The following is a 15,871-nucleotide window of genomic DNA, read 5'->3' on the forward strand; positions in this document are numbered from 1 at the left end:
AAGGGCGGATGACGGCGCGGCGGCGCGGCCCGCCCGGGCACGGGAGGTGGCGGAGGGCGGGCGGCCACTTTCGCGGCCGCCCCCGGCGCACGACCGGTAGCCGCCACCGGCTGCGCGGCCACCGTCTAGTCTGGTCTCCGACATGGAGCAGCAGGACTACGCGGTCGGCGCCACCCGGGTGGCCGCCGACCGGCCGGACGGGCGTGCGGGCGGAACGGGGCGGGGGAGCGCCGACGCCCTGCTCGCCGTACGCGGACCCGCTGCCGCGAGCCCCGTGGAACCCGCGGCCGCAGCGGCCGCCGCCGGCCCGCCGGCCCGCACCGGCGAGGGCCCGTCCGATGCCGTGCCCGGCCCCCGCGCTGACGCCCCGCAGGCGCCGGCCGCCGCAGGCCGCACCCCACGGCTGTCCCCCGACCCCGGACTGCTCCGGCTCGCCCACTGGTTCGCCGCCGCCGCCCCCGGCGCCGCCGACGACCTCTGCACCGCCGCCTTCGGCCTCTACCCGGCCCGCCACCTCGGCGCCGCCGCCGAAGCGGCCGCCGACCCCGGCGTCAGCTGGTGGCACGGCCCCACCGCGCACGCCGCCGCGGCTCTGCGCGCCCGGGAGGCCCGCACCGCCGGCGCGCTGCGCCGCGCCCGCCGGGACGCCTCCGCGCTGCCCGTCGTCCGGTCAGGCGCCAAGCCGGGCGGGCCCGGCCGGCACCGCAGGCCCGAACGGCCCCGCCCGGTGCCGGGCGGCCGGGACGGCGCCGGCCAGGACGCCCCCGCGCCCGGCCCGGCCGGCCCGCCCGCAGCGGACCCGCTCGCCGCCGAACGCCGGATCGCCGCACGCCTGTTGCTCGCCCACCCGCTGGTCACCGCGGCCGGCCCGCACGCCGACGGCTTCCCGCTGATCCACCGTCACCGCGACTGGCTCACCGAACGCTTCGACACCCTGCTCGGCTACCGCCTCGCCGTCGGCCCCCGGCACGCCCGGCTCTACAAGGCCGGCCTCGGCCCGGGCACCGCCCGCCGCCTCGTGCACCCCGCCACCGGCGTGCCCTTCACGCCCGCCGGCTACGCCCAACTCGCCCTCGCCCTGGCCCTGCTCGTCGACGCCCCGGGGCAACTGCCGCACGGGCGGCTGCTGGACGCCCTGCGCACCGCCGCGCCCGGGCTCGCCGCCACCGCGGCCGAGCGCGCCGCGGCCCTCGCGGTGCTGGCCGACTGGCAGGTCCTCGACGGCCTGCCGGCGGACCCGCAGGACCGGGGAGACGGCCGGGACGAGGCCGACGGGCCGGATCCGGCCGGGCCGCCGGACGGGGCCGCCCCCACTGCTGCGCGCGGGGCCGTGCTGCTCACCGTCGACCGCGAACTCGCCCGCGCCGTCCCGGTCGGCCCGCCCGCCCTCGCCGCCGACGCCGCCGACCTCGTCCGCCGGGCCGCCGAGGCCGAACCCGCCACCGCCGTGCGCCGCCTGCTCGCCGAGACCCCCGCCGTCCTCGCCGCCGACCTGCCCGAGGACCGGCGGGCCTGGCTGCACGAGCACCGGCTCAGCGGCCCGGCCGCGCTCGCCGAGTTCCTCGGCCTGGAGACCGAGCTGCGGGCCGAGGGCGTCGCCCTGCTCGACCCGGCCGGCGAACTCACCGACCTCGCCCTCCCCGGCGCCGACACCCACGCCCAGGCCGCCCTGCTGCTGCTCGAACGCCTCGTCGAGGAGGTCCGCCCGCTGCCCGGCGAGCCCACCTGCGGCGACGGAGTCCCCATCCCCGACGCGCTGATAGACGGGCTCCTCGGCGACATCGCCGACGAGTACGCGCTCCCGGCCGGCTGGCGCCGCGACTACCTCGCCGACCGCACCGCGCTGCGCCGCGACGCCCTCGACCTGCTCCACGGGCTCGGCCTGATCGCTCCCACCCCGCGCGGCACGTGGCCCCCGGGCTGGCTGCTGCGCCCGCCCGCGGCCCGCTACGCGCCCGCTCCGGACCTGCGCCCCGCCCCCGGCACCGGCCGCCACTCCCGCCCGGCCGGAGCCGACGCGGGCTGCGGCGAGGCCGACCCGGTCTGAGACGGCCGCAGCCCCCGCGGGCCTCTCCCGGTCGGGTGGCGGCGTGCGGGGGCTGCGCAGGACTGCGGCGCGTGCCCGGTGCGGAGCCCGGTCCGGGCCGGACAGCGGAGGGGACGGCCGAGGGGACGGCCAGGGGGGGGCGGGGCCGCTATCTGCTCGCGGTGGCGGTGGCCACGGTCCCGTGCGCGACGGTTTCCACGGTGGCGCCGACTCCGAGGGCGCCGAGGGTGATGGAGGCGAGGACGGCGGTGCAGGCGAGCAGGCGGCGGTGGCGCTGGGGGAGCGGGAAGCGCGGTTCCTGGTCGGGCGCCTGAGGGCTGGCGTTCATGACAGGGAGGGTTCCAGGGCGGTGTGAACGGTCGGTACGCGCGGGTGAAGTCCGGACGGGGGTTGGGCGTCGGTTGGCCGCGTACGCCCCACCGCGGCCCGGGCGGGGCGTACGGGCTGGTCAGCGGGGTGGCGTCCGTTCGGCGAGGGCCTCCCCGACGGCGACCTTGACGGCGTCCCGCAGGCCGTGCGCGGGGTGCAGCCGGGACGGCCCGGCGGCCGGGTCCTCGCGGAGCTCCTTGATCAGGCAGACGCAGAGCAGCAGCATCACCACCACGAACGGCAGCGCGACCAGGATGGTGGCGTTCTGCAGCGCGGTGAGCCCGCCGGCCAGCAGCAGGGCGGCGGCGACCCCGCCCATCAGCACGCCCCAGACGACCACCAGCCAGGTGCGCGGGTGCAGCGAGCCGCGGCTGGAGAGCGAGCCGAGCACCAGGGACGCGGAGTCGGCGCTGGTGATGAAGAAGGTCATCACCAGGAGCACGGCGACCACGCTGGTGACCGAGCCGAGCGGCAGCGAGCGCAGCATCTCGAAGAGCGAGGCCTCGGCGCCCTGCGGGATGGTCGCGACGAGGTCGGCCGCGCCGGTGGTGACCTGCCGGATCGCGGTGCCGCCCATCACGCAGAACCAGACGACGGTGGCCCCGCTCGGCACCAGCAGCACGCCGAGCAGGAACTGCCGGATGGTGCGGCCGCGCGAGATGCGCGCGATGAAGGTGCCGACGAAGGGAGCCCAGGACAGCCACCAGGCCCAGTAGAAGACGGTCCAGGACCCCAGCCAGGTCTCGTCGGTGAAGGCGCCGGTCTGGGTGGACATGACCAGCAGGTCCGAGAGGTAGCCGCCGACGGAGGACGGGATCGCGTCGAGCACGAAGACCGTCGGGCCGAACACGAAGACGAACAGCATGATCAGCGAGGCCAGCACGACGTTCGAGGTGGAGAGCCACTTGACGCCCTTGTGGACGCCGGAGAACGCCGAGAGCACGAAGGCGGCGGTGAGCGAGCCGATGATGACCAGCTGGGCGTTCTGGGTGTTGCGCACCGAGGAGATGTAGCCGAGGCCGTCGGCGACCTGCAGCGCGCCGAGGCCCAGGCTGGTCGCGGAGCCGAAGACGGTGGCGAGGACGGCGAGCAGGTCGATCGCCCGGCCGGCCCAGCCGTCGGCGCCGCGCTGCCCGATCAGCGGGACGAAGGCGGCGGAGACGCGGTTGCCGCGGCCCTTGCGGAAGGTGGTGTAGGCGAGGGCGAGCCCGCCGACCGCGTAGATCGCCCAGGGGTGCAGGGTCCAGTGGAAGAGCGAGAACTCCAGGGCCTGCTGGGCGGCGGCCGCGCTCTGCGGCTCCACGCCGGAGCCGGGCTGCGGGGCGGCGAACAGCTGGAGCGGCTCGCCGACGCCGTAGAACATCAGGCCGATGCCCATGCCGGCGCTGAACATCATGGCGACCCAGGCGAGGGTGGAGAACTCGGGCACGTCGTCGTCGCGGCCGAGCCGGATGCGGCCGAAGCGGCTGAACGCGAGCAGCACGGTGACCGCGAGGAAGACGTCCGCGGCCACCACGAACAGCCAGCCGAAGTTGTGCAGGACCCAGCCGAGCGCGGTGGAGGAGGTCCGGCCGAGGGAGTCCTGGGCGAACACGCCCCAGGCGACCACGCCCAGCACCAGGACGGCGCTGATCCCGAAGACCGCCCGGTCGGCGGGCAGGGTCGCGGCGGGCTCGTCGGGCTCCTTCACGCGCGGCGCGGACGGCGGCGACTGGCTGCTCATCGGGCGGACCTCTCGTACCTCGGGGGCGGAGCTGGGGTGCCGGCACGGTCGGAGCCGAGCCGTATGTCGCACTATGTCCAGTTCGCGCCGCGAGGGGCGGGAGGGCGCGCCGGGTGGGCGGGCCCTGCGGTCCGTCAGGCCGCCCGGCCGGCCGCGTGGTCGGCGACCGGGGCGTGCGCGGTGGCCAGGTAGCGGGAGAGCGCGCGGCGGCTGCGGCTGAGCTCCTCGATCCGGGTGTCCAGGTCGGAGAGCTCGCCGCGCAGGGTGGCCAGCAGGTCGGGGCAGGCCTCCAGGACCGGGACGGGGCCGCTGGCGCAGGGGAGGAGCTCGGCGATCACCCGGGTGGTCAGGCCCGCCCCGAGCAGACTGCGGATCTGCCGGACCCGGACGGTGTCCTCCTCGCCGTACTCGCGGTAGCCGGCCGCGGTGCGGGCGGGCCGCAGCAGGCCCTGCTCCTCGTAGTAGCGGAGCAGACGGGTGGAAACCCCGGTCAGCCGGGCGAGTTCTCCGATGCGCATGACCGGGCGAACACCCGCCGGACGTAGGGCATTCCCGCCGGTCGCGGTCCGTCCCGGCCGCCGCCGTGCACCGCCGCGGGCTCAGTCCTCGACGAACTCCAGGACCAGTTCCCGCAGTCGGGGCAGTTGCTCGACCATCGGCAGGTGCCCGCAGGGGAGTTCGACGAAGCGCGCGCCGGGGATGCCCTCGGCCAGGGCGCGGTGCTGGGACGGCGGGACGAGGCCGTCCTCGGCGGTGCCGACCACCAGCGCCGGGACGGTGACGGCGGCCAGCTCGTCGCGCACGTCGGCCCGGCCGGCCAGCCGGAACTGCTGCTTCAGGCCGGCCGGGACGGGGCCGCCGAGCGCCTCCTGGAGGGCGGCGAGCCCGTCGGCGGGCAGCGCCTCCACCCAGGTCTCGCCGAGGACGACCGTCAGCACCAGACGGGCCAGGTCGGCGGGCCGGTCGGCCAGTTCGGCGACGAGGTCGGCGAGCAGCCGCAGCCGCGCCGAGCCGCCGGCCACGCCCGAGAGCAGGAACAGCGAGCGGACCCGGCCGGGGTGGCGGGTCGCGGCCCGGACGGCGACGGCGGCGCCCAGCGAGTAGCCGGCCAGGTCGAAGGTGTCCAGGCCCTCCTCGACGGCGGTGGCGACCAGCCGGTCGGCGAGCCCGTCCAGGGTCGGCTCGTCCGGTTCGCCGGGGGTGTCGCCGGAGCCGGGGAAGTCGGGGGCGACGACGGTGCGGTGGGCGGCGAGGTCGGCGATCAGCGGGCCCCAGTTGTCCCGGGCGCTGCCGCCGGCGCCGTGCGCGAGCAGCAGGCCGGGGCCGGAGCCCTGGACGATCCGGGCGAGCGGGGCGGGGACGGACGGCATGACGGCTCCTCGGGGGCACTGTTCGGGGCGGCGGCGGACCTGCGCCGACGACGGAACGGTAGGTGTTCACACCGGTGGGAAGGTCAAGCCCCGGATCGCGGATCCGCCTGACGGGCGGTCGGCCACGCCGTAGGATCCGGGACCGTGACCGGGGGACGCCGCGCCGTGGTGCCGACCGGGCGGACCGCCGCCCGGGCCGGCGGGATGCCGCCGCGCCGTCCGCTCGGCTGTTGTCCGGGCCGCCGCGCCCGCCGCCAGGCCTGTCGATCCGGCCGCTGACCCGCTCCGGGCCCCCTCGAGGCCCCCTCGAGCGGCCCGCTGCCGAATGACCCTGCCGAACGACCCCCCGAGGGCCCTGACGCACCCCGCCGCACCCCGGGCCGGGGCGGGCCCGGCCGGCCCCGCCCCGGCCCGCCGCGCGTCCACCGCCGAACCGCCTACCCTGAGAAACGAAGGAGTGCCGCCGATGGCAGCCGAGGTCCAGACCCCCGCCACGCCGTCCGACCGGGCCCCCGCGCTCGACGAGGCCGCCTACGACCGCCTGCGCCGGCGCCAGTGGCTGGCCGGTGAGGCCCGGGCCGACGGCGTGGACCGCCGGACGCTGCTGCGGATGCTCGCCGCCGCCGGGGCGCTCGCCGCGCCCGCCCTGGCCGCCCCGGTGCTGGCCCCGGCCCGGGCAGCCGCCGAGGAGGTGCCCAGGCCCGTGCCCGGGATCGTCAAGCCGCTGCCCGCCGAGTGGTTCGTCCCGCGCGGCACCAACGCCGAGATGCGCTGGGACGCGCTGCGCGACGCCGACGGCGACGCCGCCGTCGGGCGGCACGTCCCGGTGGAGCGGTTCTTCGTCCGCAACCACACCGGGACTCCGCTGATCGACCCGGACACCTGGCGGCTGAAACTGTTCGGGACCGGCCTGCGCGGTGCCCCGGCGGCCGGGCAGCCGGTGGAGTTCGGCCTGGAGGACCTGCAGGACCTGCCGTCCACCCGGATCAGCGCGCTGATCGAGTGCGCCGGCAACGGCCGCAGCTTCTACGCGAGCCAGCAGGGGCAGGCCGTCCCGGGCACGCCGTGGACCCTCGGGGGCATCGGCTCGGCGAGCTGGCGGGGCGTCCGGCTGGCCGACGTGCTTCGGGCGGCCGGGCTGACCCGGGCGGCCGTGGACGTGCTGCCGGCCGGTCTCGACCCGCACTACGTCACCGGCGGCACCGACCTCGGGCCGGTGCGCCGGCCGCTGCCCGTCGCCAAGGCACTGGACGACGTGCTGCTCGCCTACGAGATGAACGACGAGCCGCTGACCCCCGACCACGGTGCGCCGGTGCGCCTGGTGGTGCCCGGCTGGGTGGGGATCGCCTCGATCAAGTGGGTGGGCACGATCGAGGTGGCCGACCACCCCCTGTACTCGCCCTGGAACACCGACTTCTACCGGCTCTGGGGCCCCGACTACCCGGCCGCCGGCACCGCGCCGATCACCACCCAGGTGGTCAAGAGCGCCTTCGAGCTGGCCCGGGGCGCGGTGCTGGAGGCCGGCCGCGGCCACCGGCTGCACGGGCGCTCGTGGTCCGGCGCGGCCCCGGTGCGCACGGTCGAGGTGAGCACGGACGGCGGCCGCAACTGGCGGCGCGCCGACCTGCGGGACGAGCCGCGCGCCCACGACTGGACGCGCTGGAGCGTCGACTGGCGCCCCGAGGGCCCCGGCGCGTACGAGCTGCGGGCCCGGGCGACCGACCGCCGGGGCAACGGCCAGCCGGAGCGGGCGGTGTTCAACCGGGAGGGCTACCTGTTCGGCGCGGTGGTGGCCCACCCGGTGACGGTGGCGTAGCCGCCGCGGGCGCCCTGACCGGGGTCGGGGTCGGGGTCGGACCGGGGCCGGGGCCGGGACCGGTGTCGTGCCGCGCCCTGCCGCCCGCGCCGGTTCCGGCCGGGGCGTGCCGGTTCCCGCCCGCCGCCCCGCGGCGGCCCGGTGCCGGTCGCCGGGCCGCGGCGCGGGCGGGGCCCGGCGGAGCCGTCAGGTGCGGTGGCCGGTGGGCTGGACCTCGTACGGCACCGGGTACGACGGCTCGTACGGGTTCAGCACCAGCCGCACCACGTCCTCCAGCCGCCGCCTGGCGTCTCCGAGGGTCGTGCGGCCGGTCACCCAGGCGGTCAGCTCGCCCTGCCAGGCGTGCGCGACGATGTGCCGCACCAGTTCGCTGGCCGCCGCCGGCACCTCCGTCGTCACGGCCTGGAGGGCGGTGCTGTCGGCCCGGGCCATGCCCTGCAGCGCCTCGCTGGCGAACGGGTCGGTGGAGGCGGCGACGGCCACCCGCAGCCGGGCCAGTTCGGGCTGGCGCTGGTAGGCCCGCATGCCGCCGCGGACGAAGCGCACCGCCCGGTCGGTGGCGCCGAGCCCGGCGCGCGGGCCGCGCAGCTCCGCCACCAGGTCGGCCAGCAGTCTGCGGTGCCACTCGGCGATCGCGGCCGCCAGGAGGTGGTCCTTGGAGGAGAAGTAGCGGTACGCCGTCCCCAGGGCGACTCCGGACCGCTCACAGACCTGCTTCATCTGCAGCCGCTCGACGCCGATCTCGTTCACCAGGGCGAGCGCGGCCGCGATCAGGCTTTCGCGGCGTTCGAGCTGACGCGGAGACATCGCCTCCACCGGCCGTGGTGACAGGTCAACCTTGGTCACCCGCACCATGATACGGGCCGGGGCCGCTCAGGAGTATGACGCCGACCGGCCCCCTTCCGTTCGCCGGGTGGTCACCGGCGTGCCCGGGGGGCCCGGTCGTGCCCGGGGGCGGGCCGGTTCCGCGGGCCCGCCGGGCCCGCGCCCCGGGCGGCGCGGGTCAGCGCAGCCGGCGCAGCAGCGCCTCCTGGACGGCGGAGGCGACGAGGTTCCCGTCCCGGTCGTAGAACTCGCCGAGCGACAGCCCCCGGCCGTCCGAGGAGGACGGGCTGCGCTGGGCGAACAGCAGCCACTCGTCGGCGCGGAACGGGCGGTGGAACCACATCGCGTGGTCGAGCGAGGCGATCAGCAGCCGGGGCGGCTCGCTGCGCTGGAAGAAGTTCGGCTGCTCGTGCAGCCCGGAGGTGGAGGCCAGGGTCAGGTCGGACAGGTAGGTGAGCGCGCAGACGTGCAGCAGCGGGTCGCCCTCCGGCAGCGGGGAGGCGATCCGCATCCAGACGAACTGCTGCGGCATCCCGGGCACGGCCGGCGGCACCCCGGGCGCGTCGGACGGCACGAAGCGCAGTTCGAGGTCGCGGAAGCCGCCGGTGCGCAGGATCGCCGCGCGCAGCGCCGGGTCCCAGGCCGAGAAGGCGTCCGGCAGCGACTCGGGGCCGGGCACCGGGGGGATCGCCCGGTGCCGGTCGCCGGCCGGCTCGGCGCGCTTGAAGGAGGCGGAGAGGCTGAAGATCGCGTTCTGGTTCTGCAGCGCCGTCACCCGGCGGGTGGTGTAGGAGACGCCCTCGCGGACCCGCTCGACCTCGTAGCGGATCGGCTGGGTCGGGTCGCCGGGCAGCAGGAAGTAGCCGTGCAGCGAGTGCACCGCGCGCCCGCCGTCGCAGGTGCGCCCGGCGGCGACGAGGGACTGCGCGGCGACGTGTCCGCCGAAGGCGCGCATCGGGGCCCCGGCGTGGCAGTGGCCCCGGAACGTGTTCTCGTCCAGGCGCTCGATCTCCAGCAGTCCGGCGAACGAGCCGGTGGGCCGGGTGGCGCGGATTTCCTGTTCGGTCAGGTCGGTCACGGGCCCATAGTGGCAGAAGCCAACCGTGCCGCGGTGTGACCTGGGTAACGTCCAGGGGTCCTTCCGTCGGGTAGAACCTGTTTCAGTGCGGTCGCGGGCCGACGGATTGTCAGTGCCCTCACCTAGCGTGCTCGGCATGACGCAATCCGCACACGCGTACGCCTATCTGCGTCCGTCCGCCGTCCTCGACGGCGCCGGCGGGCGGCACCTCGACCTGGCCACCTCCGGCGGCGCCACCCCGCTCGGCGCGGCGGCCAACCCGCGCTTCTTCGCGGGCTTCCTGACGGACCCGGCACCGGCCGCCGCCGCGCTGCTGGCCGTGGCCGACGTCGCCGCCGCCCGCTACTACCAGCCGCAGCTGCGCGCCTCGCTCGACCCGGTCGTGACGGCCAACGGGGACCGGCTGCGCTTCGAGTCCTTCTCCGGCTGCTGCGGCGTCTACGCCCGGCTCGACGTGCTCGGCGCCGGCCTGGACGGCGACGACATCGGGCACGGCACCACCAACGTCGACGTCAACAACCCGCTGCGCGAGGCCCTGACCAGGATCGGCCCCGCCGACCCGCTGCACCTCGCGGTCGGGCCGGACGCCCTGGAGGTCACCACCTTCGACGGGCCGCTGGTCGAGAAGAAGGTCCCGCTGCCGGAGCGCTGGCTGCGCGGATTCGCCGAGACGCAGGTCGTCGCCGCCGGCTTCGACCTGCGCGCCGAGCTGCCCGCCGCCGAGGCGGTGCGCTTCCTGCGCTCGCTCCCGCGCGGCGGCCGCAGCAGCGTGCTGCGGGTCGTCCCCGCCGGGCGGACGCTGCGGCCCACCACCCGGCCGGTGCCCGGCGCGGTCTGCCTGCCCGGGCCCGAGCGGCTCGCCGCGCTGCAGCGCGTCCTGCGGCACGCGACGGCCCTGCGGGTCTACGGGCCCGCCGCCGGCGACGCCCCGGCGGCCTCGGCCTGGGAGGTGGTGCTGCCCGGCATGCGGCTCACGCTCACCCTCTCGCCCGACGCCTCCCGGGGCTTCTCCGGCGAGGGCGGGGTGCTCGGCGCGCTCGCCACCGGCACCGTCGACCAGGACGCCGAGCTGGTCGCGGTGCTGCTCGCCTGGGAGCCGCGGATCGAGGTCGCCGACCTCGCCGAGCAGTCCGGGCTCACCCCCGCGCGGGTGCGCGCCGCTCTCACCAGGCTCGGCACCGCCGGGCAGATCGGCTACGACACCGCCGAGGCCGCGTTCTTCCACCGGCAGCTCCCGTACGACGCGGGGCGGGCCGAGGCGGCCAACCCGCGGCTGCGGGCCGCGCGGGCCCTGGTCGCCGCGGGTGCGGTGCGGCTGGAGCCGGGCGGCGCGACGGCCGTCGTCACGGTGGACGACCACATCCAGCGGGTGCGCACGGACGACACGGGGCGCGCCTCCTGCACATGCCTGTGGTGGGCCAAGTACCGGGGCGGGCGCGGGCCGTGCAAGCACGCGCTGGCCGTCGGCATGGTGCGCGAGGCGGCCGGCCGGGGCGCACAGCAGGGGCGGGCCGCCGGCGAGGCGCAGGGGGCCCGGGGGGTCCGGGCATGAGCGGGGCGGGAGGCGTGACGGTGACGGCGGACGTGGAGACGGGCGTGGCGGCAGGAGGGGCGGGCGTGACGGGTGCCACGGGGGCGGCGACGGCGGAGGCGGAGGGCCGGCCGGACGGCGTGGCGCGCCTGCTCAGGGCTGTCCGGGGCGGGCGGATGTCGCTGATACCCGCCCTGGTCGACGACCTGGACGCGGCCCAGCGGCGGCAGTGCCTGCCCGCGCTCAAGGCCCTGCGCAAGGAGCTGCGCGACGACTGGTCGAACGACGGGATCGGCGCCCGGGGCGCCCTGCTGCTCGCCGGGGCGGGCTGCCACACCGGCCCGGCCGGCGCCGCCACCTGGCTCGCCGGGCGCGACTTCACCGGGCGCGACTGGGCGCGGCACCCGGCCCTCGGCCGCCTCGTCGAGGCGCAGCCGGTGGAGTGGCAGATCGAGGTGGCGACCAGGCTCGCCGCCCGGTCGGCCTCGGGCTGGGGCCGGTCGATGTACCCGCTCGCGGAGGCCGTGGTGCGGCGCACCGGCTGTGCGGTGCCGCAGGACGAGCCCTTCGTCCGCGAGTGGGCGAGCTCCGTGCGCCAGGGCGGCGGCCCGCAGCCGACCGTCGCGGCGCTGCTGCGGGCGGACGCCTTCACCCCGGTGCTGGCGCCCCGGGTGTTCGAACTCGACGACATCGGGTGGATGCTGTCCTGGCAGCGCAGCCCCCGCCCCGGGGACTCCTGGCCGGAGGCGTTCGCCGAGCTCGCCGCCACCGGCGAGCTGGACCGCGCCGAGCTGCTCGACGCCTGCCTGGCCCGGCTGCTGCGCGGCGGGAAGTCCCCCGACCAGCGGGCCTTCCTCGACGTGCTGCGCGCCCTCGCCCCGACCCCCGAGGAGTACGCGGCCCGCGTCCGGGACGTGCTGGCGCTGCTCGACGCGCCGTCCGTGATCGCCGGACACGCCCAGGAGGTGCTGGTCGGGCTGGACGAGGCCGGGCTGACCGAGCCCGAGGTGCTGGCCGAGGCCTCGGCGGTGGTGCTGTTCCGGACGGAGAAGAAGCTGGTGCGCGCCCAGCTCGGCTGGCTGGAACGCGCGGCCAGGCGCGAGCCCGCGCGGTCCGGGCCGGTGGTGCTCGCGGCGTCCGCCGCGTTCGGGCACCCGGACCAGGGCGTCCAGGAGCGGGCGCTGCGGGTGGTCGCCAAGCACCTGCGCGCGGCGGGCGAGGCCGTGCTGCCCGAGCTCCGCCTCGCCGCCGAGGCGCTGAACCCCGCCCACCACCCGCGGGCCGGCGAACTGCTCGGCGCCCCGGTCGGCGGCGAGGACCCGGACACCGGGTGGGACGAACTCCTCCCGCCCGCCCCGCAGCCGCGCCCGCTCGGCGCGCCGATCGCCTCCGCCGCCGAGGTGGCGGAGGAGCTGTCCGCCCTGCTGGCCGCCGAGAGCCCGGACGTCGCGGTCTTCGAACGGGTGCTGGACGGCCTGGTCCGCCAGGCCCACCTGGACCGCGCCGCGCTCGCCGAGGCCCTGGAACCGGTCCGCCGGGTCCACCCGTGGAGCGGCGTGGGGCGCTGGTACGACTGCACGCCCCGCGACGTCCTCCACGTGGCGGCCGCGGTCGCCGGCGAAACCCCGCCGCACCGGGGGGTCCGGGACCTCCCCGGCGGCAAGGGCCGTTCGCCGCTGCGCAGCCAGAACAACACCGTGTACGGCACCGTCCTCGCCGCCCGGATGGAGGAGGCCGCCCGGCAGGTCGCCGCGGACCGGCCGCCGTTCCTGCTGGCCACCCCGACCGACACCACCGGAGCGGTCGCCGCCGGGGTGCTGGTCGAACGGCTCGCCGGGTACGAGGCGGCCGGCGTCACCCCGGGCCCGGCCGACCTGTGCGCCGCGCTGCTGCGGGCCGCGCCCACCGCGGACGCGGAGGTGCTGCGGGCCGCCGGGGAGCTCGGCTCGCCCGCCGGGCGGTGGGTCGCGCACTGGCTGCGCACCGGGGGCCTGCCCGACCAGCCGTCCGAGCGGGTGTACTTCGCCCCCGGGCGGGGCTCCCGGCACGGCCGGATCTACGGGGAGCGCTGGTGGGAGGACCTCCAGCGGGTGGCCGTCGCCCAGCCGGGCGCCGGCGCCGGGCCGAAGGGGCCGGACGGCGAGCGGCTCGCCCCCGAGTTCCGGGCCCTGCTGGAGGGCACCGAACCCAGCGCGGCCCGGGTCCGCAAGATCGCCGAATGGCCCTGGTGGCCCACCGCGCACTGGGCCGCGATGCTCCCGTGGCACCGGGAGGAGCTGGCCGCCCGCTGGCTCGACCACTTCGCCGGCGGCGCCGACCGGGACGCCCGGGACACCGCGCGGCTGCTGCCGGCCCTCGCCGAGGCGGGCGGCCCGGCCGGGCTGGCCCTGCACCTGGCCGTGGCGTACGGGCTGGGCGCCCGGGACGCGGAGGACCGGACGGCGGCCGTCGACGCCCTGCTGGTGCTCGCCGCGCGCGGTGAGCTGGACGGCGCGCTGCTCGGCCGCGAACTGGGCGTGCTCGTCGGCCCCGGTACGGTCAAGGCCACCCGGCTCGCCTCGGCGCTCGCCCTGGCGGCGGGCACCGGCGCCTACGGGACGGTGTGGTCGGTGCTCGGGGCGGCCCTGCCGGGGCTGCTCGGCGGCGCCGAACAGTCCGCGCGGGGCCTCGGCGACCTGCTCGCCCTCGCGGCCGACTGCGCCCGGCGCACCCGCGCCCGCGGCCCGGTGGCCGAGGTGACGGCCACGGCGGAGCGCGCCGGGTCGAGCCGGGTGGTCAAGGAGGCCCGGATCCTGCGGGACGTCCTCGCGGCGTGAGGCACTGACGGCTGGTGGCTGACGGGTAGCGGCTGACAGCTGACAACTGACAGATAACAGATGACAACTTTCAGCGAACAGATTTCAGCGAACAGACTTTGAAATCTGTTCGCTGAAATCCGTTGCCGCCGCCCGCTCGCGCACCGGGGCCGCCGCCGCCCGCCCGTCCCGGACCAGTGGCTCGACGGCGCGCGTCGCGGCGGCGACCGCGACCGCACGCCACCAGAGCCGCAGTGCCGGAGGGTCGGCTGGCTCGAAGGGCTTGCCGGGCCGGGGCACCGCCAGCCGGGCGCCGAGCGTCTGGGCGGCCGTGACCACCCGTTCGGCGGGCTCCTCCCAGGGGTGCGGCGCCAGGCTGAAGGTGCACCAGTGGATCGGCAGCATCAGCTCGCCGCCCAGGTCGAGGTGGGCCTGCACGCCCTCCTCCGGCGTCATGTGCACCTCGGGCCAGAAGTCGCTGTACGCGCCGACCTGCATCATCGTCGCGTCGAAGGGCCCGAGTCGGCGGCCGATCTCGGCGAACCCGGGGAAGTACCCGGTGTCCCCGCTGTGGAAGATCCGGTGGTCCGGGCCGGCCACCACCCAGGACGCCCAGAGGAACAGCGCGCTGGTGCGCGGTCCGCGGCTGCAGTAGTGGCGCGCCGGTGTGGCGGTCAGGGTGAGCCCGGCGACCTCGGCGGACTCCCACCAGTCCAGTTCGACGATGCGCCGGGCCGGCACCCCCCAGTGCTCCAGGTGCGCCCCGACGCCGAGCGGCACCGCGAACACCGCGTCGGTGTCGATCAGCGCGCGGACGGTGGCCATGTCGAGGTGGTCGTAGTGGTCGTGGGAGACCACCACCACGTCCACCGGCCCGAGTTCGGACAGCGGCAGCGGCATCGGGTGCAGCCGCTTGGGGCCGGTCCAGGCGAACGGGGAGCAGCGCTCGCCCCACACCGGGTCGAGCAGCACCCGCCGCCCGCCGATCTCGGCGAGCACGGTGGCATGGCCGAGCCAGGTCAGCCGCAGTCCGGACTCCGGGGGCGTGGCGAGGTCGACCGGCAGCAGCCGGTGCACCGGGACGGCGGCGGCCGGCGCCCGGCGGGTCTTGTCCCCGGTCAGCTGGGCCCGGGTGACCTCCAGCGGGCTGCGCTCGTAGACGAGCCGGCGGGTTGGTACCGGGTTGCGGAAGGCGCCGTCGGCGAACTGCGGGGAGCGGTGGATGCGGGCCAGCCGCTCGCCCTTCGGGTCGGCGCCGAAGGCCTCGGCCCGGACCCGGTGCCAGGCCGCGCGGGGCAGTGCGGCCAGTCCAGGTGCGGCGGGACCGGCGGCAGGGTCGGAGGACGGCGGGGCGAGCTGCGAGGAAAGACCGGCGAGGCGGGCGAACCAGGGGGCTGGGCGGGGCACGGCTCCTCCAAGGACGGTCACGGCTACCGGGCGTGCCGGGGCGCGCACCTCGGTGGCTGGTGAGGCCACTGCGGTACGACAACCATCTCGTCGGAGGTTACTCGCCGCAGGTCGGCCGGACCTGGTGGACGGCTCGAGGCGGGCCAATCGGCGTACCCGACCGCCCTCCACCGCCCCGGACCACCCCGCGGCGGCGCCCCGGACCACCCCGCGGCGCCGGCCGGGGGCGACCCGTGGAGCCGGCCCGGCGCCCCGGCCGTCGGTCCGGGCCGGAACGCGCCGCCCCGGACCCGCGCCCGCTACGCGTAGAACCGCGTGATCGTCTCCGCGACGCAGTGCGGCTTGGTGCTCTCCGCGCTGGTGATGGTGAACCGCACCACGGCCTGGACCCCGCCCGCCACCTCGGTGGCCGAGACCAGCTCGGCGGTGGCCCGGATCGCCGTGCCCACCGGCACCGGTGCCGGGAAGCGGACCTTCTCCGAGCCGTAGTTGAGCGCCATCCGCACGCCCTCGACGCTGTAGCACTCCTTCGCCAGCACCGGGATCATCGACTGGGTCAGGTAGCCGTGCGCGATGGTGGAGCCGAACCGGCTCTCCTTGGCGCGCTCCGGGTCCACGTGGATCCACTGGTGGTCACCGGTGGCCTCGGCGAACAGGTCGATCTGCCGCTGCTGGATGGTGTGCCACTCGCTGGTGCCCAGCTCGGTGCCGACGGCGGCGGTCAGGTCGGCGAGGGAGGCGAAGCTCGTCACGGTGTGCTCCTGGAGGGGGCGTGCCCGGGGGAGAGGTGCAGGACGCCGGAAGCGTATGCCTACCCACCGGTATCTGTCAGGGGGTGACGGCGCGGCACCCGTCTCCCCGCCACCCGTCCGCTCGGCACTCGTCGGCCCGCCGGGCCCCACCGGCCCGG

At 77.3% G+C, this 15,871-nt stretch carries 12 protein-coding genes; 4 read left to right on the plus strand and 8 right to left on the minus strand.

All coding sequences use genetic code 11. The annotated features are described in order from the left end of the window. Positions 1 to 142 precede the first annotated feature (142 nt). Positions 143 to 2,047, plus strand: coding sequence for a DUF2398 family protein (locus tag ACFYUY_RS02665; protein WP_387897265.1), 1,905 nt, complete (start codon positions 143 to 145; stop codon positions 2,045 to 2,047). Between the two features lie 148 nt (positions 2,048 to 2,195). Here the strand turns inward: ACFYUY_RS02665 and ACFYUY_RS02670 are convergent, their stop codons facing one another. The 4 genes from ACFYUY_RS02670 to ACFYUY_RS02685 form a co-directional block, all read right to left on the minus strand. Continuing rightward, positions 2,196 to 2,375, minus strand: a complete 180-nt coding sequence (locus tag ACFYUY_RS02670; protein ID WP_387897267.1) for a hypothetical protein — start codon at positions 2,373 to 2,375, stop codon at positions 2,196 to 2,198. Between the two features lie 120 nt (positions 2,376 to 2,495). Then, a complete protein-coding gene (locus tag ACFYUY_RS02675; RefSeq protein ID WP_387897268.1) occupies positions 2,496 to 4,139 on the minus strand; it encodes a BCCT family transporter in 1,644 nt (547 codons plus the stop codon). Positions 4,140 to 4,273: 134 nt separating this feature from the next. Further along, entirely contained in the window at positions 4,274 to 4,657 is a 384-nt protein-coding gene (locus ACFYUY_RS02680; RefSeq protein WP_360219884.1) for a MerR family transcriptional regulator, read from the minus strand. An 81-nt stretch (positions 4,658 to 4,738) separates the two neighbouring features. Beyond that, a complete protein-coding gene (locus ACFYUY_RS02685; RefSeq protein ID WP_360219881.1) occupies positions 4,739 to 5,509 on the minus strand; it encodes an alpha/beta fold hydrolase in 771 nt (256 codons plus the stop codon). Between the two features lie 466 nt (positions 5,510 to 5,975). On the opposite strand from ACFYUY_RS02685, the gene ACFYUY_RS02690 reads away from it, so the two are divergent. Then, positions 5,976 to 7,325 (plus strand): sulfite oxidase, encoded by a 1,350-nt coding sequence (locus ACFYUY_RS02690; protein ID WP_387897270.1) that lies wholly within the window; start codon positions 5,976 to 5,978, stop codon positions 7,323 to 7,325. Between the two features lie 186 nt (positions 7,326 to 7,511). On the opposite strand, the gene ACFYUY_RS02695 is transcribed toward ACFYUY_RS02690, so the two are convergent. After that, entirely contained in the window at positions 7,512 to 8,171 is a 660-nt protein-coding gene (locus ACFYUY_RS02695) for a TetR/AcrR family transcriptional regulator (protein ID WP_360219875.1), read from the minus strand. Between the two features lie 157 nt (positions 8,172 to 8,328). Further along, positions 8,329 to 9,228, minus strand: coding sequence for an acyl-CoA thioesterase II (locus ACFYUY_RS02700; RefSeq protein WP_360219872.1), 900 nt, complete (start codon positions 9,226 to 9,228; stop codon positions 8,329 to 8,331). A 136-nt stretch (positions 9,229 to 9,364) separates the two neighbouring features. Between ACFYUY_RS02700 and ACFYUY_RS02705 the strand changes: the two genes are divergently transcribed. Both ACFYUY_RS02705 and ACFYUY_RS02710 read left to right on the plus strand, forming a co-directional pair. Beyond that, a complete protein-coding gene (locus tag ACFYUY_RS02705) occupies positions 9,365 to 10,780 on the plus strand; it encodes an SWIM zinc finger family protein (protein ID WP_387897272.1) in 1,416 nt (471 codons plus the stop codon). 65 nt (positions 10,781 to 10,845) lie between these two features. Next, the gene (locus tag ACFYUY_RS02710; protein WP_387897274.1) at positions 10,846 to 13,575 is read left to right on the plus strand and encodes a DUF6493 family protein; all 2,730 of its coding nucleotides are present in this window, start codon (positions 10,846 to 10,848) and stop codon (positions 13,573 to 13,575) included. A gap of 84 nt (positions 13,576 to 13,659) precedes the next feature. Here the strand turns inward: ACFYUY_RS02710 and ACFYUY_RS02715 are convergent, their stop codons facing one another. Both ACFYUY_RS02715 and ACFYUY_RS02720 read right to left on the minus strand, forming a co-directional pair. Beyond that, a complete protein-coding gene (locus ACFYUY_RS02715; RefSeq protein ID WP_387897509.1) occupies positions 13,660 to 14,862 on the minus strand; it encodes an MBL fold metallo-hydrolase in 1,203 nt (400 codons plus the stop codon). Between the two features lie 398 nt (positions 14,863 to 15,260). Further along, on the minus strand, positions 15,261 to 15,713 hold the full coding sequence (locus ACFYUY_RS02720; RefSeq protein ID WP_360219863.1) for a MaoC family dehydratase: 453 nt from the start codon (positions 15,711 to 15,713) through the stop codon (positions 15,261 to 15,263). Positions 15,714 to 15,871 lie beyond the last annotated feature (158 nt).

It is taken from the genome of Kitasatospora sp. NPDC004745, from assembly GCF_042873275.1.
Taxonomy (GTDB): Bacteria; Actinomycetota; Actinomycetes; order Streptomycetales; family Streptomycetaceae; genus Kitasatospora.